A 19,894-nucleotide genomic window follows, 5' to 3' on the forward strand; every position below is an offset into this window, starting at 1 on the left:
AGGAACACGTTAGGCTAGGACATACGGTGCACGAATCCGGCGACTCCGGTGTCGTGCACGAACCAAAGCTTCAGCGATGAAAGAGGGCGATAGCGCGTGGCGAACCAGGTGGCCGGCGTCGGGGGATCGGACGACGGGGATTTCGGAGCCAATTCGTGGCTCGTCGACGAACTCTACGAACAGTTCAAAATTGATCGCAACTCCGTTGACAAGGAGTGGTGGCCGATCCTGGAGACCTACAAGCCGGAGGCGGCCCCCGCATCTCCCACGGCGACCAGTTCCGCAGCCTCTGCGGCCGCCGCTGAACACCCTGTGACCGCACCGATCCCTGTGATCGGCTCACAGCCAGTGGCTCGCACCACCGCCAAGCCTGCCGCCCCCGCGCCGATCCCGGCCCAGGCGCCAAAGCCAGAAGCGAAGGCCGCCGCGGAATCCGCTAATGAGGACAAGGTCACTCCGCTGCGCGGCATGACCAAGACTCTCGCCGCGAACATGGACCAGTCGCTGACGGTGCCCACGGCGACCAGTGTGCGCACCATTCCCGCGAAGCTGATGATCGACAATCGCATCGTCATCAACAACCACATGTCGCGCTCGCGCGGCGGCAAGATCAGCTTCACCCACCTCATCGGTTGGGCTCTGATCCAGACGCTCAAGGAATTCCCAAGCCAGAACGTCTTCTACGCCGAGATTGAGGGCAAGCCCTCGGTCGTCGCCCCTGCGCATGTCAACCTCGGCATCGCCATTGACCTGCCCAAGCCCGACGGCACCCGTGCCCTCATGGTGCCGAGCATCAAGCGCGCAGACACCCTGACGTTCACGGAGTACCTCGCCGCCTACGAAGACCTCGTCACCCGAGCCCGCGGCAACAAGCTCACAGCTGGCGACTTCGCCGGTACCACGGTCTCGCTGACCAACCCCGGCGGCATCGGCACAGTCCACTCTGTGCCGCGTCTTATGAAGGGCCAGGGCTGCATCATCGGCGCCGGCGCCCTCGACTACCCGGCCGAGTTCATGGGATCCAGCGACAAGACGCTGGCCGAACTCGGCATCGGCAAAACAATCACTCTGACGAGCACCTACGACCACCGCGTCATCCAGGGTGCGGGTTCTGGTGAGTTCTTGAAGAAGGTCCACGAGATCCTTATCGGTCAGCGCGGCTTCTACGACGACATCTTCGCGGCCCTGCGCATCCCGTATGCGCCGATCCGCTGGAATTCCGACATCGCCGTCGACCTCGCAGAGCGCGTCGACAAGCAGTCCCGTGTGCAGGAGCTCATCAACTCCTACCGTGTGCGCGGTCACCTCATGGCCGACATCGACCCGCTCGAGTACGTGCAGCGCTCGCACCCCGACCTCGAGATCGAAAGCCACGGCCTCACATTCTGGGATCTCGACCGTGCCTTCGTCACTGGCGGTTTCGGCGGCAAGCGCGTCATGAAGCTGCGCGACATTCTCGGCGTGCTCCGCGACTCGTATTGCCGCACGCTCGGCATCGAATACATGCACATCCAAGACCCGGAGCAACGTCGCTGGTTCCAGGAGAAGCTCGAAGTCAAGTATCAGAAGCCCGGGCACGACGAGCAGCTGCGGGTCCTCCGCAAGCTCAACGAGGCAGAAGCATTCGAAACCTTCCTCCAGACGAAGTTCGTTGGCCAGAAGCGCTTCTCGCTCGAAGGTGGCGAGTCTCTGATTCCACTGCTGGATGAGATCCTGCAGGGCGCGGCCGCTTCCGGGCTCGAAGGCGCAGCCATCGGCATGGCCCACCGTGGTCGACTGAACGTGCTGACCAACATCGCCGGCAAGACCTACGGCCACGTGTTCCGCGAGTTCGAAGGCATTCAGGCGACGGGCAACCAGCGCGGCTCAGGCGATGTGAAGTACCACCTCGGCACGGAGGGAACCTTCGTCTCCGACGACAAGTCCGAGTTGCCGATCTATCTCGCGGCGAACCCCTCGCATCTTGAGACCGTCGATGGCGTGCTCGAGGGCATCGTCCGTGCCAAGCAGGATCGCAAGCCAATCGGCACGTTCTCGTGGCTGCCGATCCTCGTGCATGGTGATGCTGCTTTCGCAGGTCAAGGCGTAGTCGTCGAGACCTTACAGATGTCGCAACTGCGCGGTTATCGGGTCGGTGGCACGATCCACGTGGTCGTCAACAACCAGGTCGGATTCACGACGACACCGACGGACGCGCGCACCTCGGTTTACTCGACCGACGCCGCCAAGACCATCCAGGCACCGATCTTCCACGTGAACGGTGACGACCCCGAGTCAGTCATCCGCGTCGCCCAGCTTGCCTTTGAGTACCGTGAACGCTTCCACAGCGATGTCGTGATCGATCTCGTCTGCTACCGCCGCCGTGGGCACAACGAGGGCGACGACCCCTCGATGACGCAGCCACTCATGACAGACCTCATTCAGGCGAAGCGCTCGGTCCGCAAGCTGTACACCGAGGCTCTCGTCGGACGAGGCGACATCACCGAAGAAGAGTACGAGCAGGCAAAGGACGACTTCCAGGGTCGTCTCGAGGTCGCGTTCGCCGAGACGCACGCCGCCGAAACCGGCGCCACTCCGATCGCTCCCGACCTCGTCCCCGTGGACGAGATCGTCGGCGCGCCAGAAGTCACCGGCATCTCGGCTGAGGTCGTCAGCCTCATCGGTGAAGCGTTCGCGAACAAGCCTGAGGGCTTCACCGTGCACCCAAAGATCCAGCAGTTGCTCGATAAGCGCGTTGAGATGACGCGCAGCGGCAACATCGACTGGGGCTTCGGCGAGCTTCTCGCCTTCGGCTCGTTGCTCGCTGAGGGCACCTCGGTGCGCCTCGCCGGTCAAGACTCGCGCCGAGGCACCTTCGTGCAGCGTCACGCGGTCATGCACGACCGTGCGAACGGTCAGGAATGGTTGCCGCTGGCCAACCTGTCCGAGAAGCAGGGCCGATTCTTCGTCTACGACTCATTGCTCAGCGAGTACGCCACGATGGCATATGAGTACGGCTACTCGGTGGAGGCTCCAGAAGCACTCGTGCTCTGGGAAGCCCAGTTCGGCGATTTCGCCAATACCGCCCAGGCCGTCATCGACGAGTACATCTCGTCCGCTGAACAGAAGTGGGGTCAGCAGTCCGGCGTCACGCTCCTGCTGCCGCACGGTTACGAAGGTCAAGGACCAGACCACTCCTCGGCGCGCATCGAGCGTTTCCTGCAGCTGTGCGCTCAGGAGAACATGATTGTTGCTCGGCCGTCGACACCGGCCTCGCACTTCCACCTGCTACGTCGCCAGGCATACGCACGTCCCCGCAAGCCGCTCATCGTCTTCACTCCGAAGGCCATGCTGCGTCTGCGTGGTGCGACCAGCAAGGTTGAGGACTTCACGAGCGGTCGCTTCGAGCCGGTGCTGGACGACGACCGTGGCCTGAACCGCGATGCCGTCAAGCGCGTGTTGGTGCATTCCGGAAAGATCCATTGGGACCTGCGCAGCGAACTCGATAAGAACCCGAACCCGGCGATCGCCCTGGTACGGCTGGAGCAGCTGTACCCGACACCGATCGATGCGCTCAAAACGATCACTGCGTCATACCCCGACGCCGAGCTGGTGTGGGTGCAGGACGAGCCAGAGAACCAGGGCGCATGGCCGTTCCTCGCTCTCGAGTTCGCGAAGGTGCGCGAGCGCGGCTTCCGCGTGATCTCACGTGCAGCGTCCGCCTCGCCTGCGACAGGTTCGTCGAAGGTGCACGCCGCTGAACAGGCTGACCTGATCAAGCGCGCTCTCACACTGGGCTGACCATCCCTGCGTCGCACGTCACGGTCGTCGTCAACCCGACGGCACGTGGCGGCACGGCGGGACGCGCGGCCGTTCGAGCAATCGAGCGGCTGCGCGAGCGCGGTGCGTCGGTAACAGTCGACGGCGGTCGCTCGTTCGACGACACCCGTCGTGCGCTCGACGACGCACGCGTTGCGCGTCCCGATGCCATCGTCGTGGTGGGTGGTGATGGAACGATGCGCCTGGCCGTTGAAGCGTTGCACGGCTCCGAAATCCCTGTCACTCTGATCCCGGTGGGAACCGGGAACGACTTCGCGACGTCGCTCGGACTCCCCCGTGACCCTCTCGCCGCTGCCGATCTCGTCTTCGACGGCGGTCTCAAGACAATCGATATCGCGCGTGCCACCCGTGCTGATGGCACTGCGGAGCTGTTCGCCACGATCTTCGCCAGCGGCTTCGACTCCAAGGTCAACGAACGCGCCAACCGGATGCGCTGGCCACAGGGCCGTGCGCGTTACAACATCGCCATCGCGATCGAGTTCGCCCTCCTCAGATCGATCGAGTATCGGCTCTCGTGGACCGATGCCCAGGGTCGGCCAGGCTCGTACGACGGACCGCTGCTGCTGACCGCTGTCGCGAACACCACGACTTACGGCGGCGGTGTACCGATTTCACCGGATGCTGATCCATCTGATGGACTGCTCGATCTCACCTTCGTGCGGCCCGCATCGCGACTGCGGCTGATCCGCGTGCTCGCCAAGGCGTTCCGCGGCACGCACGTGCACGAGCCCGAGGTTGTGACGCACCGGGTGCGCAACATCCGACTCGATTCCGACGGGCTCACCGGTTACGCCGACGGCGACCCGATGGGCGCGCTGCCGATCACCGTCGATCTGTTGCCGCAGGCACTTCGGCTGCGCGTACCCGCCTAGTACCAGATGCCGAGTACCGGTGCTTCGGTGGTGCGGAACGCATCGTCGAGGGATGCCGCAACCTCAGCCGGCGCATCCAGTCGCCCCGCGGCTCGCAGCTGCACAGCGCTCACTCCCCCGGCATACAGTGCCGAGAGCGCACCGATGTCAAGTGTCGCGTCTGCGGTGTCGGCGTCAGCCGTGGCAACAGCGGCGCGCCCATCTACGACCGTCATCCGCCAGTACCCGGCGGCGAAGCCGAGCGGATCATCGACTCGCAGGACGACGTCGAGCGGAGCGCGGTAAGTACGCGCGGTGAGGGCAGCAGCGACGTCGAGGATGCGCAGCCAGCCGTGATCGTGCACGGTGACCTCGACGCCGCGGTGATCGTTCACAAGCCACGGCAGCGGGTCATCAATCGGACGCAGATCGACGCTCACTCGGTCGACCAGGTCATGCTGGAGCGCGAAGCCCCAGAGAGCGCGAAGCGCTTCCGGAGTCACCGTCGACATCTGGTAGATGGTCATCTCTGAGCGAAAAGTTCCCGGAATCTCGGCGAGCTTGTAGGACATGACGCCGCGAACCGCGCCTTGCTCATCGAGGTAGCGCACCCCGCGCACAGCGGCCGGCGCGGCATGTCCCGGTGCGAGCCCTGCAACGCGGTCCCACCGGCGATCCCATCCAGCGATCTGGCCGGAACGCTGCGTGCGCTCGACCTCATGCAACGCCGCGAAGTTGGCCTTCAACGCGTTCTTGTCGATATATTCCAGGCGACCTGCGGGCGCGCCGCCGACCCAGCCCGCACGGCGGGTATCAACCGTGATCTTTGCGACCGGAATCGCTGGGGCGAAGCCATAACGGCTGTAAATCGTCGCCTCGGAAACAGTGAGTCCGGCGATCGCCACGCCAGCGGATGCCGCGGCACGCAGCTCTCCTTCGAGGAGAGCTCGCGCAATCCCGCGGCGGCGGTGCGTACCGGATACGGTGACGGAACTGATCGCCCACATGCCGATCTCGCCGCCGGGGACGGTCAGCGGGGTGACCCACGAGTTCACCGTGGCGACCGGCCAGGTGCCGACCGGAGCGCTCGCCTCGAACACTCCGATATTGCGACGATCTGCGATCGCCGCACCGTCAGCCGCCACCACGTCGGCTGCGGGGTCGACGTCCAGGAATCCGCGTGCGTCAGCGCGGACGAAAGCCTCGGTATCCGCGTCCGATGACGTGTCGATCAGTCGATAGGTCAGTTGCTGACCCGCGAGCCGCTCGAAGGACGTGGGGTCGACGGGAACATCTCGTGCGTCGGTCATCACTCCAGCCTAAGGGCATGCCCGGGCGCCGAAGCGTGCGAGTTCAGTGCGCGGCCACCTGGGCGGCGCGCAACTTCGCGAGCACGAGATCACGCAGTTCCTCCGGAGCGGTCTCCTTGCAGGCGCGAGCTACGACCTCTGTCAGGGTGCTGGCGACGAGAGCCTCGCCCTGGCAGGACGGGCAGTTCTCAATGTGCTCGCGAATCTCGGCATGCTCAGTGCGGCAGACCTCGTTGCGGAGGTACTCTTCCAGATCCTGACGGGCTTTGCTGCAGCCGCAATCACTCATTTCTTGCTCCTTGTAGCGGCCGTGGCGATTCCTCGCTCAGCGGCATAGTCAGCCAAAAGCTCACGCAACATCCGTCTGCCACGGTGCAGACGACTCATCACGGTGCCGATGGGGGTCTTCATGATGTCAGCGATCTCCTGGTATGCGAATCCTTCAACATCGGCCAGGTACACCGCCAAACGGAAGTCTTCGGGGACCTCTTGTAGCGCGTCTTTCACAACAGAAGCAGGCATACGGTCGATCGCCTCTGCCTCGGCAGAACGGCTGTGCGAGGCGGTGGTCGACTCTGCCCCGCCCATCTGCCAGTCTTCAAGTTCATCAATCGTGCCCTGGAAGGGCTCACGCTGCTTCTTGCGGTAGATGTTGATGTACGTGTTCGTGAGAATTCGGTAAAGCCAGGCCTTCAGGTTCGTGCCCTGAGTGAACGACGCCCAGGACGCGAAAGCCTTGACGAAGGTCTCCTGCACCAGGTCTGCCGCATCGGCAGGGTTGCGCGTCATGCGCATCGCCGCTGCGTACAGCTGGTCCATGAAGGGGATCGCCTGTTCCTCGAACTCGCGCTGAGTATCGCGGGGCGTGACTGCGGGTGTCGTGTCATCCATCACAAGCCAGTCTAGGCCGGAGATGTCTTCCACCCCTCTTTCAAGCGTCGCGACCAATGCCACTCCTTCTCGGTGCTTTCGGGACCATTCACTAAGGTGGAACCGATGAGTGACACACGGTATTCCCCATCCCCCGCCCGGGGCGCCTATGCCGCGCCCGAAGCATCTAACGCTGTGAACTCGACGCTGACCATTCCGGGGTCGAAGTCACTCACCAATCGCGAGCTGATCATCGCGGCGATTGCCGACGGCCCCGGCCGTCTGACCGCCCCGTTGCGCTCGGACGATTCGCTTCGGATGATCGAGGCTCTACGCGCCCTCGGCGTCGGCATCGAAGAGGTCGAAGGCCTCGGCGAGTTCGGTCCAGACCTGATCGTGACCCCTGCTCCCCTGCGCGGCGGCGCCACGGTCGACTGCGGCCAAGCCGGCACGGTCATGCGCTTCATCGCACCGCTTGCGGGACTCGCCACACACGACGTGCATATCACCGCGCACGAGAATGCTCTGCATCGTCCGATGGGCGCCATGATCACCGCGATGCGTGACCTCGGCGTCGACATCGATGACGAAGGAACATGGTCGCTGCCGTTCACGATCCGCGGTCAGGGTCGCATCCGCGGTGGGCGCCTCGAGATCGATGCTTCCGCGTCCAGCCAGTTCGTCTCTGGCCTCCTCCTCGCAGCTCCCCGCTTCGACGTTGGCCTGCACCTGGTGCACACCGGTGATCATCTCCCGAGCCTGCCGCACATCGATATGACGATCGAATCGCTCAGCCGTCGCGGCATCCGCATCGAGCGGCCTGCAACCGGTGAATGGCTGGTCGAGGCCGGTGTCCCCCGTGCCAAAGAGATCGCGATCGAACCCGATCTCTCCAATGCTGCGCCGTTCCTGGCCGCTGCCATGGTGACCGGTGGCGAAGTGTCGATCACCGGCTGGCCGCTGCATTCCACGCAGCCCGGTGCACTGCTGCCGGACATTCTGCAGGCGATGGGCGCACACGTCGGTCGCCACAGCGGCACGATGACCGTGCGCGCTGGTGACAGCATCCGCGGTCTCGATCTCGATCTCTCTGCCGCCAGCGAACTGTCGCCGACCATCGTCGGTCTCGCTGCTTTCGCTGATGCTCCAACGACGATCCGCGGCATTGGTCATATCCGCATGCACGAAACAGACCGAATCGCCGCACTGATCGGAAACCTCACCGCGCTCGGTGGCGAGGTAGAAGAGCTCTCTGACGGTCTGCGCATCATGCCCCGTCCCCTGCACGGCGGACACTGGTCAGCGCACCATGACCATCGCATGGCCACAACGGGTGCGCTGGTCGGTCTGCGCGTGCCCGGCGTTGTCATCGATGACATCGGCACGACCGCGAAGACACTGCCGGAGTTCACCCAGCTCTGGGAACGGATGTTAGGAGGCACCACCGCGTGAGCTGGCTGCCCCCAGACGACGACCTCGAAGAAGGCTTCGAGGGCTTCGACGAGAACAGCTTCCGCACCCGCCCGAACCCCAAAGCGAACCGTCCACGCACAAAGCGGCGCCCCGCGCACGACGACGCACAGATCGGTCGCGTTCTCGGCGTCGATCGCGGCCGCTACAGCGTCATGCTCGACGAGAACACCGCGGACGAACGCACCATCACCACCACACGCGCGCGGGAACTTCGCCGCACCCCGATCGTGACGGGCGATCAGGCCCGCGTCGTCGGGGATGTCTCCGGAGCAGAGGGAACGCTGGCGCGCATAGTCGGGATCGTTGAACGCACGTCTTTGCTGCGCCGCAGCGCAGATGACACCGACCAGGTCGAGCGCGTCATCGTGGCTAACGCCGACCAGATGCTCATCGTCGTCGCCGCTGCCGACCCGGAGCCGAGAGCCCGCCTGGTCGATCGCTATCTTGTCGCAGCGCTGGATGCCGGCATCCGCCCTCTCCTGGTCGTCACGAAGACTGATCTCGCAGACCCGACGGCATTCCTGTCGCACTTCAAGGGGCTCGACCTGCGCGTATTCACGAGCGCAAATGATCAGATGCCACTGGACGAGATCGGCGCCGCGCTCATCGGCCACTCGACGGTGTTCGTCGGCCACTCAGGAGTCGGCAAGTCCACCCTCGTGAACGCGCTCGTACCGTCCGCACAGCGCGCGACCGGACATGTGAACCAGGTGACGGGGCGCGGACGGCACACGTCATCCTCGACTGTCTCGCTGCGCTATGAGGGCTCCAGTGGCACCGGCTGGGTGATCGACACCCCAGGCGTTCGTTCGTTCGGGCTCGGGCATGTAGATCCAGCGAATATCATCGCGTCGTTCACCGAACTCGCCGGCATCGCCGAAAACTGCCCCCGCGGATGCACGCATCTGACGGATGCCCCGGACTGCGCTCTGATCGAGGCGGCGGCCAGCGGCGAGCTGACCGACGCCGAGCTGGCTCGCCTGGATTCGCTGCAACGTATGCTCCAGACGTTCGCAGACAAGGCCGACGCGAGCACAGGAACTTCTTCCGGTCGATAGGCTGGACGACGTGACGAATCTGCGCCTGGAACCCGGTACGGCTGCCCCCGACTTCACCCTGCAGGATCAGGATGGCTCCTCCGTGAGCCTCTCGGACCTGCGCGGGCAGAAGACGATCCTCTACTTCTACCCCGCTGCGATGACGCCAGGCTGCACCACTCAGGCCTGCGATTTCCGCGACAACATCGCATCCTTGCAGGGGGCCGGCTACCGGGTCGTCGGCGTCTCGCGCGACGAGCCGGCGAAGCTCGCACAGTTCCGCGAACGCGATGCGATCCCCTTCACTCTGCTCAGCGATCCGGATCACTCCGTGCACACCGCATATGGCGTGTGGGGCGAGAAGATGAATTACGGGAAGGTTGTCGAGGGAGTCATCCGCTCGACGTTCGTGCTCGATGAGAACGGCGTGATCGTTCACGCGCAGTACAACGTGAAGGCCACCGGCCACGTCGCACGGCTACGCAAGACGCTCGGTCTCGACGCCTGAGCCCTCAGGCCTCAGCCTGCGGCAGGGTCCTCGGCAGCGGGGTCCTCGGCGGGCTCGGGCCGTTGGACCGCCTCTTTCCGAGTGCTGGCGACCAACAGGATGAATCCAAGGAGTCCGGGGATTCCGACGCCCAGCACAAACGCCCACGCCACCGGCTGCACAGTGAGCGTTGCGAGCGCCAGCGCGATCGCCAGCACCTGCAGCACGACTCCGCCAGAGCGCGCCCACATGTGACCGCGGCGCGTACCAGCTGCGAACGCAAACAGCGCCACAGCCCCTATCAGCGTCAGCACGATCAGCGCGATCGCAGTGGGAAGAGATGCCGCATCCCCTGATCCCAAGCCGATGAATTCAATCAGCAGAAGACCAGTCAGAGCTGCGCCTTCCAGGGCGAGAACCACCGCTGCAGCAGCCGCTAGACCGGGTGAACGCACAATGTCTCCTGAGAAATCTGATTTGTAGGCACAAAATCCTTGATTTCGCGCCCGAGCTGTAACACAATGTTAACAGTCATGTGCTCCCACAGCGGCGTGGGGCGAGCGTCTGCTCGCACTACAACTGAGCGACGACACCCGATCCGTCGCCCGAATCGAGCATTCGCACCGCGAACGCTCACCGAGAATCCACACCAAGGAGCCCCAATGGACTGGCGCGATAAATCCGCCTGCCTCACCGTCGACCCAGAGCTGTTCTTCCCCGTGGGGAACACCGGGCCGGCCGTCGACCAGATCGAAAAGGCCAAGGCTGTCTGCGCCACCTGCACAGTCACCGAGGTTTGCTTGCAGTACGCCCTGGAGACCAGCCAGGACTCCGGTGTATGGGGCGGCCTCTCTGAGGATGAACGTCGAGCGCTGAAGCGCCGCGCTGCGCGCGCCCGCCGCGCATCCTGAGCTTTCCTCACTCGAAAACGGCCGGTCCCGCTGATGCGGGCCGGCCGTTTTCACGTATGCGGCGTTACTTCTTCAGCCAGCGCATGGGAAGGTCAATGACCACTTCTGTGCCCTCGCCCTCGCTGCCGCGCCACACGATCGTGCCGCTGAGCTCTCCCTGAATCAGAGTGCGGATGATCTGTGTCCCGAGACCCTGACCGATCCGCCCTTCCGGAAGCCCGTGCCCGGTGTCGTGCACCGTGACATGCAGATTCTCTTCGGTGCGCGTGGCATCGATCGTGATCATGCCTTCTTTGCCCGCGAGACCGTGTTCCACGGCGTTGGTGACGACCTCGGTGAGCGCGAGCGCGAGCGGCGTTGCGTATTCGCTCGGCAGAACACCGAAATGTCCAGTGAACTTGGTGCTCGCCCTGGTGTTGGGAGCAGCCGCCACCTCGGCGACGAGCTTGAGCACGCGGTGAAAGACCTCGTCGAAGTCGACCGTCTGCGTCAGCCCCTGTGCCAGCGTGTCGTGCACGACAGCAATGGCATCGACGCGGCGCATCGCTTGGGTGAGTGCGTCACGAGCTTCATCCGAGTGCGTACGTCGCGCCTGGATGCGCAGCAGCGACGCCACCGTCTGCAGGTTGTTCTTGACACGGTGGTGGATCTCACGGATCGTGGCATCCTTCGTGATCAGCTCTTGCTCCTGGTGGCGCAGTTCGCTCACGTCACGGCACAGAATGATCGCACCGATGCGGTTGCCGTGGTCCTTCAGCGGAATCGCCCGCAGCGACACTGTGACACCGCGCGCTTCGATATCCGTGCGCCACGGCGCACGTCCGGTGACGACCACTGGAAGCGATTCGTCCACCTCGCGGCTTGCTGGCAGGATCCTGGTCGTCACCTCAGCCAACGACTCCCCCTCCAGTTCGTCCTCGAATCCCATCCGGTTAAACGCGGAAAGCGCGTTGGGAGTGGCAAAGGTGCTGATGCCGTCCACATCGATGCGGATCAGGCCGTCAGAGGCTCGGGGCGCACCGCGACGTGGTGATGTCGGGGCAGCGAGGTCAGGGAACTCACCTGAGGCGATCATCCGGAACAGGTCATTCGCGCATTCATCGAAGGTGATCTGCTGCCGGGATGGAACCCGCGCCTCGCCGAGGTTGGTGTGTCTCGTCACTACGCCGATCACAGGTGCACGTTCGCCTGCTTTGCCGCGCTCGCGCACGATCGGCACGGAACGCACCCTGGTCGGGATCTCCTCGAACCAGTCGGGCGACGAAGAATCGACGATCTCGCCCGAATCGAAGGCGCCCTGCACTTGAGTGCGCCACTGCGGCCGGACGCGATCGCCGACGATGTCGCGATAGAACAGCGTCGCCGCGCCGCTCGGGCGTGTGTGCGCCACCGCGACGAAGGAGCCGTCATTTGTGGCCACCCACATGACGATGTCGGCAGATGCGAGGTCAGCGAGCAGCTGGCCGTCGCCGGCGAGACGGTGGAGCCATTCGACATCATTGTCGGTCAGGCAGCCCTGGGCATGGACGAGATCACTGAGGGTTGACACATGACCAGCCTAGAACCCCGGATGCCGTCGCTCGTGCAATGCCGCGTCACGTCGGGTGCAGCTGGCGCAGCAGGTCGCGATCAGAGCACCGCGAAAGAGGTGGCTCGCCACCGATGGTCCAAGCCTTCGAGACGGATTGCCACAGCTCTCGTTCGCCCCGGCCCCGCGACGATGACCACGGCTTCTACCACCCCATCGGCGGGTGTCGTCTCACGGATCGACAGGATCTCGAAGACGGGCCGCGCCGGCGACGTGCCTCGCGCACTTCTCGCCCTGGCGGAGAGATTCGACCGCGCCCCCAGCTTTCGATACGCATCCTCGCTGAACCACCGCGCCAGCTGATCCAGCTCTCGCACCCCGGCGAAAACCTCAAGAACTCCCTGGGTCAGGCTCCGCAGCAGCTGCGTGGGGTTGGGCAGATCGGTTGCAGCGGTCGGCTGCGGGGCAAAGTACTCATGAAGCGTCATCGTTGTCACTCTCGGTCTCTGATGCGAGTCAGTAGAACACGCGGCGCGTGCCGCTCGCAGGCCTCGGACCACAACATGTGGATAACTCGTACGCGCTCGGCGATTTCTCCCCTACGCTCGGTCGCGTGCATTGGGATCGCCTTTTCGAAGACCTCGAAGGTCAGCTCGCCGCCGAATGGGAGGCGGAGCGGGCCGTGCTGGATGCCGAGTCCGAGCGCCTGCGCATCGCGAAGCTCGGCCTCCGCACGAGATTGCGCATGCTGGAGTTGCGCGAGGCGCCGCTCACGCTGCGGTTGGTCGACGGTGAGCGTCGATCCGTGCAGCTCCGCGCCGTTGGCGCCGATTGGATTGCCGTGCAACCGCAGGACGCCCCGACCGCGATGATCGTCCCGCTGGCGGCCTTGGCGAGCGTTGAGACGCACCACGGCGCGATCCTGGAGACTCTGGAAGACACACCGCCGCGCTCAGACGGGCTGCGCGAGCGCATGACGCTGGGCTTCCTCCTGCGCGACCTCGCTCGCCGTCGCATCCCCCTGCACATGGCACTCCGCGATGGTGAGATGCTGCACGGGACCATCGATCGGGCCGGTAGCGACCACCTCGATCTGGCAGTGCATGATCCTGGTGAGGCGAGACGAGCCACTGCTGTGCGAACATTTCGAATCGTGCCGTTCGACGCGCTCATCTGGGCGCGCACCGACAGCACGGTGGTCTAGTCGCCATGACTCCTAGCGTCTATGGCCGCTGGGTTCCCCACACTTCAGGGAAGCTCGCCTCATCAGCTTGGCGCCACAAGGCCATGCGCCGCGCTTGTTCCGTCTGCTCTGCCAAGTAGTCGGAGATGCTCTGCTCTTCGACTCGCCAGCGCGCAGGTGATCCAAGTTGCGCACCTCGAAGCCGACCGGCAATGACTAGTGCGATGACCTCATCGACCTCAACGCCGAGCAGCTCGGCAACCTGCGCGGGCGCGAGGAAACGAGGAACAGATGCGGGCGTATCGTCCATGCATCCATTCTGGCGCGCCCCAGGCCTGCGCCCTAGTGGCATTCAAGCCCTGTGGATAACTTCTCACCCGACGCTGCTGATTCTGTGACGATAAGTGCATGACGACCCAAACGCGCACACGACGCGCCTTCTGGGGCGACGTCCGATTCCTCGTCGGCATCGCTCTGGTGATTCTCTCGATCGTCGGTGTCTGGCTCATCGTGTCATCCGCGAGGCAAACCACACCGGTGCTACAGGCGAACCGCACGATCACTCAGGGCGAGGCGCTGGTGTCTGATGATTTCCGTGTGGTGGAGGTGAGCCTAGGCAGCATCGTTGAGGGCTACCTGTCCCCACAAGACTTGGTCGCGGGGCTGATTGCCTCGCGCACATTGGCAGATGGCGAACTATTGCCAGCAGCAGCCGCTGCCGAGGCGCACAGCAGCCGCACTACCAACATCGTCGTCGAGAGCAGCGTCGGCTTGCCCGAGACCGTCGGGGTCGGAACCCCGGTCGAGCTCTGGTACTCACCGCTCCTCGTAGAGGATGATGGCTTCGAGGCCCCGAGGATTCTCGCGGCCGACGTCGTGGTCGCATCCGTCCCAGAGGCGAACGGCATGCTCGCGCAGCGCAACGCAGCCGTCGAGCTCGTGATCGATCGCGCAGACGTCGCCGCGGTACTGGCCGCGATCACCGGAGGGGCCGCGTTGTCTGTTGTTCCTCTTGGGTCTGGCTCATGACGTCGGTGCTGATCGCGCTGGATGAACCGCGCGGCTCGGAGCTCGGCGCCGAACTCGAACGTGACGGAATCCTGGTTGTCGACGTCGTGCCGCCCACACGCGTCGACATGGCGCTCCTGTCCGGGGCGGACGCGATCATCCTCCCTGCCACCCGCTCGGCCCTGACAAACGAGCTGGTGGCCTCCTGTGACCGGGCAGGCGTGCGGATCGTGACCCTCGGCGGTGGCGAATCACGTTTGCTCAGTCGGTATGGACTGCCCGAGGCACTCCCTGAGGACGCAGACTCTTGGCAGATCGCCGAGGCACTGTCGGAGGAAGAGCCAGATACTGCACCGCCTGTGCCACCATCGCGTCGTCGAATCATCGCCGTATGGGGTCCGCATGGCGCTCCAGGACGATCCACCGTCGCTATCCAGTTGGCTGTAGAACTCACCCGCTCCGGCCGCAGTTGCGCGCTAATCGATGCCGATACAGTCGCGCCTGCGTTGGCGCTGTTGCTCGGGCTCGGTGACGATGCTCCTGGCATCGCGGCTGCCTGCCGACGCGCAGAACTGGGCGGGCTGGATGCTGCTGAGCTCAGCAGACTCGCCACCAAAGTGGAGACCAGCGCCGGCAGCCTCGAAGTTCTTGGCGGACTCAACCGCCCGTCTCGCTGGCCTGAGCTCTCCGCCGCTCGCCTGAGCACGGCGATCGGACTCTGTCGAGAATGGGTGGATGAGACGATCATCGATGTCTCCGCGTCGTTTGATGCGGAGGAGGAGATCTCGGATGATCTCCTCGGTCCCAGAAGACATGCCGCGACGTCGACGGCCCTGCGCGAAGCAGACCTGGTCGTTGCTGTCACTGCTGCCGATCCGCTGTCGATCTCGCGGTTCCTCCGCGATCATGCAGAGCTCCGCGGCCTCATCGGTGGAACCACGCGGATCGCGGTCGTCGCCAATCAGGTGCGCCCAGGGCCGCTCGGCATAGATGCGCGCGGTCAGATCCGGCGCGCCCTTGAGCGCTTCGCGAGCATCACCGACGTGACTTTCTTGCCGTTCGATCAACGTGCAGCTGACGCCGCGCTGCTCCATGCTCGACCGATGGCAGATGTCACCCCTCGATCAGCACTGGTTGGTGCCATCCGCCGCCTCGCGGAAAGCCTGGAGCCACCGCGACCGCGCCGTGCCACGGTCACTGCCGATAGCTTGCGAGGAAGTTCCCGAGTCGCTCGATGGCTTCGCCCAGAACGCGTGGCTCTGGCAGCGTCACCACACGGAAATGATCCGGAGTGGGCCAATTGAAACCCGTGCCCTGTACGAGAAGGATGTGCTCAGAGATAAGCAGGTCGTAGATGAACTTCTCGTCATCTTGGATCGCGTGGACGTTCGGATCCAAGCGCGGGAAGGCGTAAAGCGCTCCCTGCGGCTTCACACATGAGACGCCGGGAATCGACTCCAGAGCCTGCCATGCGATGTCACGTTGTTCGTGCAGGCGACCGCTCGGAGCGATGAGGGCATTGATCGACTGCACGCCGCCGAGGGCTGCCTGCACAGCGTGCTGGCCGGGCACGTTCGGGCAGAGGCGGGTCGAGGCAAGGAGCGTGATTCCCTCCAGGAAACCCTTCGCGCGCTGCTGCGGACCTGTAATAACGACCCACCCGGAGCGGAATCCAGCAACCCGATACGTCTTGGACAGACCATTGAACGTCAGGCACAGCATGTCGGGCGCAAGCGTGGCTGTGGGAATGTGCACCGCGTCGTCAAACAGGATCCGATCGTAGATCTCGTCCGATAGCAGGAGTAGCTGGTGTTCCCGGGCAATCTGCACGATGCCCTCGAGTACCTCACGCGAGTAAACCGCGCCGGTCGGATTGTTCGGGTTGATGATGACGATCGCCTTGGTCTGCGGCGTCACCTTAGACCGGATATCCTCCAGGTCAGGCTCCCAACCGCTCTGCTCATCACAGACGTAGTGCACCGGGGTGCCGCCGGCCAGACTCGTCATGGCTGTCCACAGCGGATAGTCCGGGGCCGGGATGAGCACCTCGTCTCCTTCGTCGAGGAGCGCCTGCATGGTCATCGTGATCAGCTCGGAGACACCGTTGCCGAGATAGACATCATCTGGACCGAACTGCGGGAAGCCTTCGATCTGCTCGTAGCGACTCACCACCGCCCGTCGCGCGGAGATGATGCCTCGGCTGTCGCTGTAGCCGTGCGAGGTCGGCAGCGCCGCAAGCATGTCGTGCACGATCTGGTGCGGTGCATCGAACCCGAAGATCGCGGGGTTGCCGGTGTGCAGCTTGAGGATGTTGTAACCCTCGGCCTCCAGGCGCGCGGCCTCGACGAGCGCTTTACCGCGAATCTCGTACAGGACGTTCTTGAGCTTCGACGATTGATCGAAGTGGCGCGTAGGGGTCATTGAGAAAGCCTACCGGCTTATGCCGGCAGGCTTTTTCAACTCAGTTCGCGTCTACTTCTTCTTTTTGTCTGCAGCGCGACGCTGCTCGCGATTCTGCGGCTTATTCTGTGCGGGCGGCGCGGCGTCGGTGCGCTGGCCGAATGCTCCGCGCTGCTCAGGCGCCGCCGGAGTTTCATCCTCAGCGACCGTGGCTGCGGCCGCTGCGGCGGCCTGCTGGAGGCGATCGGTGGCCGACTGCTGCACCTGACCGCGGTCATTTCGAACCTCGACCTCACCGGCATCGTTGGGTGCGGAGTACTCAAGTCGCTGCTCGCCACCGTCGGTGGCAAGCCCCTTGGCCTCGACCTCGGTGGTCTGCGCGTCGCCGACACGGCGCACCTCGACCTCAAGGTTGTAGAGGTAGCCGACCGACTCTTCCTTGATCTGCCCCATCATCGACTGGAACATTGCGAAGCCCTCGCGCTGATACTCGATCAGCGGATCGCGCTGCGCCATCGCGCGAAGCCCGATGCCATCCTTGAGGTAGTCCATCTCGTAGAGGTGGTCGCGCCAGCGACGGTCGAGAACCTGCAGGACGACGCGCCGCTCGAGCTCGCGGGTCGCCGCTTCGCCGAGCATCTCTTCACGCTTTTCGTAGGCGATCTTCGCATCCGAAAGCAGTTCGCGGGTGAGTCCTTCGGCGGTGATGCCGCCCTTGCGTCCGCCTCCCTCGGCGACAACCTCGTCGATTGTCACGCCGACGGGGTAAAGCGTCTTCAGCTCAGTCCACAGGGCATCAAAGTCCCAGCTTTCGTTGTGTCCTTCACCGGTGTGATCCGTGACGACGCCGGTGATGGCATCCTCGATGAAGTGCTGCACACGGTCGGCAATATCATCGCCATGCAGAATCTGACGGCGGTCAGTGTAGATCGCCTCGCGCTGACGATTGAGGACATCGTCGTACTTGAGTACGTTCTTGCGCATCTCGGCGTTGCGAGACTCGACCTGCGACTGTGCGCTGCGGATGGCGCGCGAAACCAGACCTGATTCGATCGGCACGTCATCCGGGAAGTTGGTGCGCGCGAGAATCGCTTCGGCGGCACCCGACTGGAACAGACGCATCAGATCGTCGGTGAGGCTCAGATAGAAGCGGCTCTCGCCGGGGTCTCCCTGACGGCCAGAGCGACCGCGCAACTGGTTGTCGATGCGACGCGATTCGTGACGCTCGGTGCCGAGCACGTAGAGACCGCCGACGTCTGTGACCTTGGTACTCTCCTCGGCGACGATAGCCTTCATGGATTCGTACGCCTCATCCCAGGCGGCCTCGTACTCTTCCGGCGTCTCCGCCGGATCAAGTCCCTTGGCCTTCAGCTCCTGCACTGCGAGGAACTCGGCGTTTCCACCGAGCATGATGTCGGTGCCTCGACCGGCCATGTTGGTGGCAACAGTCACGCCACCGAGGCGACCAGCGCGGGCGACGATCTCGGCCTCACGTGCGTGGTTCTTCGCGTTCAGGACCTCGTGCTTGATGCCCTTCTTGGCGAGGAGCCGCGAGAGGTACTCGCTCTTCTCGACGCTCACAGTGCCGACCAGCACAGGCTGGCCGACCGCGTGGCGTTCGACGATGTCTTCCACAACCTGCGTGAACTTCGCCGTTTCGTTCTTGTAGACGAGGTCGGCGTTGTCCTTGCGGATCATCGGCCTGTTCGTGGGGATCTGCACGACGCCGAGTTTGTAGGTCGACATGAACTCTGCGGCCTCGGTCTCGGCCGTACCGGTCATCCCGGCGAGCTTGTCGTAGAGGCGGAAATAGTTCTGCAGTGTCACTGTGGCGAGTGTCTGGTTCTCTGCCTTGACCGGAACGGCTTCCTTGGCCTCGATGGCCTGATGGATGCCTTCGTTGTAGCGGCGTCCGACCAGAATACGGCCGGTGTGCTCGTCGACGATCATGACCTCGTCGTTCATCACGACATAGTCGGCGTTCTTCTTGAACAGCGCGAGGGCCTTGATCGAGTTGTTCAGGAACGAGATGAGTGGAGTATTCGCCGACTCGTAGAGGTTCTCGATGCCGAGATAGTCTTCGACCTTCTCGATACCGGGCTCGAGCACACCCACGGTGCGCTTCTTCTCGTCGACTTCATAGTCAACGCCGGCCTCGAGGGTGCGTGCGATCTTCGCGAACTCGGTGAACCATCGATTGGCTTCGCCTGACGACGGACCAGAGATGATCAGTGGCGTGCGAGCCTCGTCGATCAGGATCGAGTCGACCTCATCGACTACCGCGAAGAAGTGGTCACGCTGAACGAGATCTTCCTTGCGCCACGCCATGTTGTCGCGCAGGTAGTCGAAGCCGAACTCGTTGTTCGTGCCGTAAGTGATGTCGGCCGCGTACTGCTCGCGGCGCACCGCCGGAGTCTGACCAGACACGATGATGCCCGTCGTCATTCCCAGCGCGCGGAAGATTCGGCCCATGAGCTCGGCCTGGTACGACGCCAGGAAGTCATTGACCGTGATGACGTGGACACCCTTGCCAGCGATCGCGTTCAGATACGCGGGGAACGTGGCGACGAGGGTCTTGCCTTCACCCGTCTTCATCTCGGCGATGTTGCCGAGATGAAGGGCGACGCCACCCATTAGCTGCACGTCATAGGCGCGCATGCCCAGCGTGCGCTTGGCAGCTTGACGGACTGCGGCGAATGCCTCCGGCATCAACTGGTCGAGGGTCTCCCCGTTTTCGAACCGGGCGCGCAGCTCAGTCGTCTCGTTCGCCAGTTCTTCATCAGTGAGCTTCTCGAAATCGTCCTCGAGCGCGTTGACGGCCTTCACTACTTGGTTCAGGCGGCGGATAACGCGACCTTCGCCTGCGCGCAGCAGCTTCTCAAGAGGATTCGCCACTTATGTCTTCTCCCTGTTGTGGGTCAAAACCCGGCCGCCCAGATTGGGGCTTCAGTCCTGGGCATACCTCGCTATGTTACCGGCCGGTGACCTTTGCGTCGCCTGCGAGTCAGGCGGGTTCG

At 63.9% G+C, this 19,894-nt stretch carries 18 protein-coding genes; 9 read left to right on the forward strand and 9 right to left on the reverse strand.

All coding sequences use genetic code 11. From position 1 onward, the window contains the following. The first annotated feature begins 96 nt into the window (after window positions 1-96). Together AC1C2Q_RS01970 and AC1C2Q_RS01975 are read left to right on the forward strand one after the other, a co-directional pair. Window positions 97-3,780, forward strand: a complete 3,684-nt coding sequence (locus AC1C2Q_RS01970; RefSeq protein WP_495448794.1) for a multifunctional oxoglutarate decarboxylase/oxoglutarate dehydrogenase thiamine pyrophosphate-binding subunit/dihydrolipoyllysine-residue succinyltransferase subunit — start codon at window positions 97-99, stop codon at window positions 3,778-3,780. Between the two features lie 2 nt (window positions 3,781-3,782). After that, the gene (locus AC1C2Q_RS01975; protein ID WP_495450528.1) at window positions 3,783-4,691 is read left to right on the forward strand and encodes a diacylglycerol kinase; all 909 of its coding nucleotides are present in this window, start codon (window positions 3,783-3,785) and stop codon (window positions 4,689-4,691) included. Here the strand turns inward: AC1C2Q_RS01975 and AC1C2Q_RS01980 are convergent. The 3 genes from AC1C2Q_RS01980 to AC1C2Q_RS01990 are packed head-to-tail and all read right to left on the reverse strand — an operon-like array spanning window position 4,688 to window position 6,871. Next, window positions 4,688-5,980, reverse strand: a complete 1,293-nt coding sequence (locus AC1C2Q_RS01980) for a GNAT family N-acetyltransferase (protein WP_495448795.1) — start codon at window positions 5,978-5,980, stop codon at window positions 4,688-4,690. The two genes, AC1C2Q_RS01975 and AC1C2Q_RS01980, sit on opposite strands and share 4 nt — an antisense overlap. Before the next feature lie 43 nt (window positions 5,981-6,023). Beyond that, window positions 6,024-6,269: a zf-HC2 domain-containing protein gene (locus tag AC1C2Q_RS01985; protein ID WP_495429385.1), complete on the reverse strand. Its 246-nt coding sequence runs from the start codon at window positions 6,267-6,269 to the stop codon at window positions 6,024-6,026. Further along, window positions 6,266-6,871, reverse strand: coding sequence for a sigma-70 family RNA polymerase sigma factor (locus AC1C2Q_RS01990; RefSeq protein ID WP_495429386.1), 606 nt, complete (start codon window positions 6,869-6,871; stop codon window positions 6,266-6,268). Before AC1C2Q_RS01990 ends, AC1C2Q_RS01985 begins: the two co-directional genes overlap by 4 nt. A 105-nt stretch (window positions 6,872-6,976) precedes the next feature. Here AC1C2Q_RS01990 and aroA point away from each other — a divergent pair, with 105 nt between their 5' ends. From aroA to bcp, 3 genes are read left to right on the forward strand one after another with little or no spacing between them, the layout of a single operon-like run. Then, window positions 6,977-8,302 (forward strand): 3-phosphoshikimate 1-carboxyvinyltransferase, encoded by a 1,326-nt coding sequence (aroA, locus tag AC1C2Q_RS01995; RefSeq protein ID WP_495448796.1) that lies wholly within the window; start codon window positions 6,977-6,979, stop codon window positions 8,300-8,302. Continuing rightward, window positions 8,299-9,381: a ribosome small subunit-dependent GTPase A gene (gene rsgA, locus AC1C2Q_RS02000; RefSeq protein ID WP_495448797.1), complete on the forward strand. Its 1,083-nt coding sequence runs from the start codon at window positions 8,299-8,301 to the stop codon at window positions 9,379-9,381. The genes aroA and rsgA overlap by 4 nt, the downstream gene beginning before the upstream one ends. Before the next feature lie 10 nt (window positions 9,382-9,391). Beyond that, complete coding sequence (bcp, locus tag AC1C2Q_RS02005; protein WP_495429389.1) at window positions 9,392-9,868, forward strand: thioredoxin-dependent thiol peroxidase; 477 nt, start codon at window positions 9,392-9,394, stop codon at window positions 9,866-9,868. Between the two features lie 11 nt (window positions 9,869-9,879). Here bcp and AC1C2Q_RS02010 read toward each other — a convergent pair whose 3' ends face one another. Next, window positions 9,880-10,302, reverse strand: a complete 423-nt coding sequence (locus tag AC1C2Q_RS02010) for a hypothetical protein (RefSeq protein ID WP_495448798.1) — start codon at window positions 10,300-10,302, stop codon at window positions 9,880-9,882. A 207-nt stretch (window positions 10,303-10,509) separates the two neighbouring features. On the opposite strand from AC1C2Q_RS02010, the gene AC1C2Q_RS02015 reads away from it, so the two are divergent. Continuing rightward, on the forward strand, window positions 10,510-10,758 hold the full coding sequence (locus tag AC1C2Q_RS02015; RefSeq protein WP_438253564.1) for a WhiB family transcriptional regulator: 249 nt from the start codon (window positions 10,510-10,512) through the stop codon (window positions 10,756-10,758). Window positions 10,759-10,822: 64 nt separating this feature from the next. Here AC1C2Q_RS02015 and AC1C2Q_RS02020 read toward each other — a convergent pair whose 3' ends face one another. Together AC1C2Q_RS02020 and AC1C2Q_RS02025 are read right to left on the reverse strand one after the other, a co-directional pair. Continuing rightward, window positions 10,823-12,307 carry a sensor histidine kinase gene (locus tag AC1C2Q_RS02020; protein ID WP_495429391.1) on the reverse strand — a complete coding sequence of 495 codons (1,485 nt, stop codon included), beginning with the start codon at window positions 12,305-12,307 and terminating at the stop codon, window positions 10,823-10,825. 80 nt (window positions 12,308-12,387) lie between these two features. Further along, entirely contained in the window at window positions 12,388-12,774 is a 387-nt protein-coding gene (locus AC1C2Q_RS02025) for an Rv3235 family protein (RefSeq protein ID WP_495429392.1), read from the reverse strand. A 77-nt stretch (window positions 12,775-12,851) separates the two neighbouring features. Here AC1C2Q_RS02025 and AC1C2Q_RS02030 point away from each other — a divergent pair, with 77 nt between their 5' ends. Further along, entirely contained in the window at window positions 12,852-13,490 is a 639-nt protein-coding gene (locus AC1C2Q_RS02030; protein ID WP_495448799.1) for a hypothetical protein, read from the forward strand. Window positions 13,491-13,509: 19 nt separating this feature from the next. Here the strand turns inward: AC1C2Q_RS02030 and AC1C2Q_RS02035 are convergent, their stop codons facing one another. After that, window positions 13,510-13,779 (reverse strand): helix-turn-helix domain-containing protein, encoded by a 270-nt coding sequence (locus tag AC1C2Q_RS02035; protein WP_495429394.1) that lies wholly within the window; start codon window positions 13,777-13,779, stop codon window positions 13,510-13,512. A 98-nt stretch (window positions 13,780-13,877) separates the two neighbouring features. Between AC1C2Q_RS02035 and AC1C2Q_RS02040 the strand changes: the two genes are divergently transcribed. Together AC1C2Q_RS02040 and AC1C2Q_RS02045 are read left to right on the forward strand one after the other, a co-directional pair. Further along, on the forward strand, window positions 13,878-14,498 hold the full coding sequence (locus AC1C2Q_RS02040) for an SAF domain-containing protein (RefSeq protein ID WP_495429395.1): 621 nt from the start codon (window positions 13,878-13,880) through the stop codon (window positions 14,496-14,498). Then, window positions 14,495-15,781 carry a CpaE/TadZ family protein gene (locus tag AC1C2Q_RS02045; RefSeq protein ID WP_495448800.1) on the forward strand — a complete coding sequence of 429 codons (1,287 nt, stop codon included), beginning with the start codon at window positions 14,495-14,497 and terminating at the stop codon, window positions 15,779-15,781. The genes AC1C2Q_RS02040 and AC1C2Q_RS02045 overlap by 4 nt, the downstream gene beginning before the upstream one ends. On the opposite strand, the gene AC1C2Q_RS02050 is transcribed toward AC1C2Q_RS02045, so the two are convergent. Both AC1C2Q_RS02050 and secA read right to left on the reverse strand, forming a co-directional pair. Next, window positions 15,672-16,898: a pyridoxal phosphate-dependent aminotransferase gene (locus AC1C2Q_RS02050; protein WP_495429397.1), complete on the reverse strand. Its 1,227-nt coding sequence runs from the start codon at window positions 16,896-16,898 to the stop codon at window positions 15,672-15,674. The genes AC1C2Q_RS02045 and AC1C2Q_RS02050 overlap by 110 nt on opposite strands. 51 nt (window positions 16,899-16,949) lie before the next feature. Next, window positions 16,950-19,772, reverse strand: coding sequence for a preprotein translocase subunit SecA (gene secA / locus AC1C2Q_RS02055; RefSeq protein WP_495448801.1), 2,823 nt, complete (start codon window positions 19,770-19,772; stop codon window positions 16,950-16,952). Window positions 19,773-19,894 lie beyond the last annotated feature (122 nt).

The sequence above is a fragment of the Microbacterium sp. Y356 genome, from assembly GCF_059445355.1.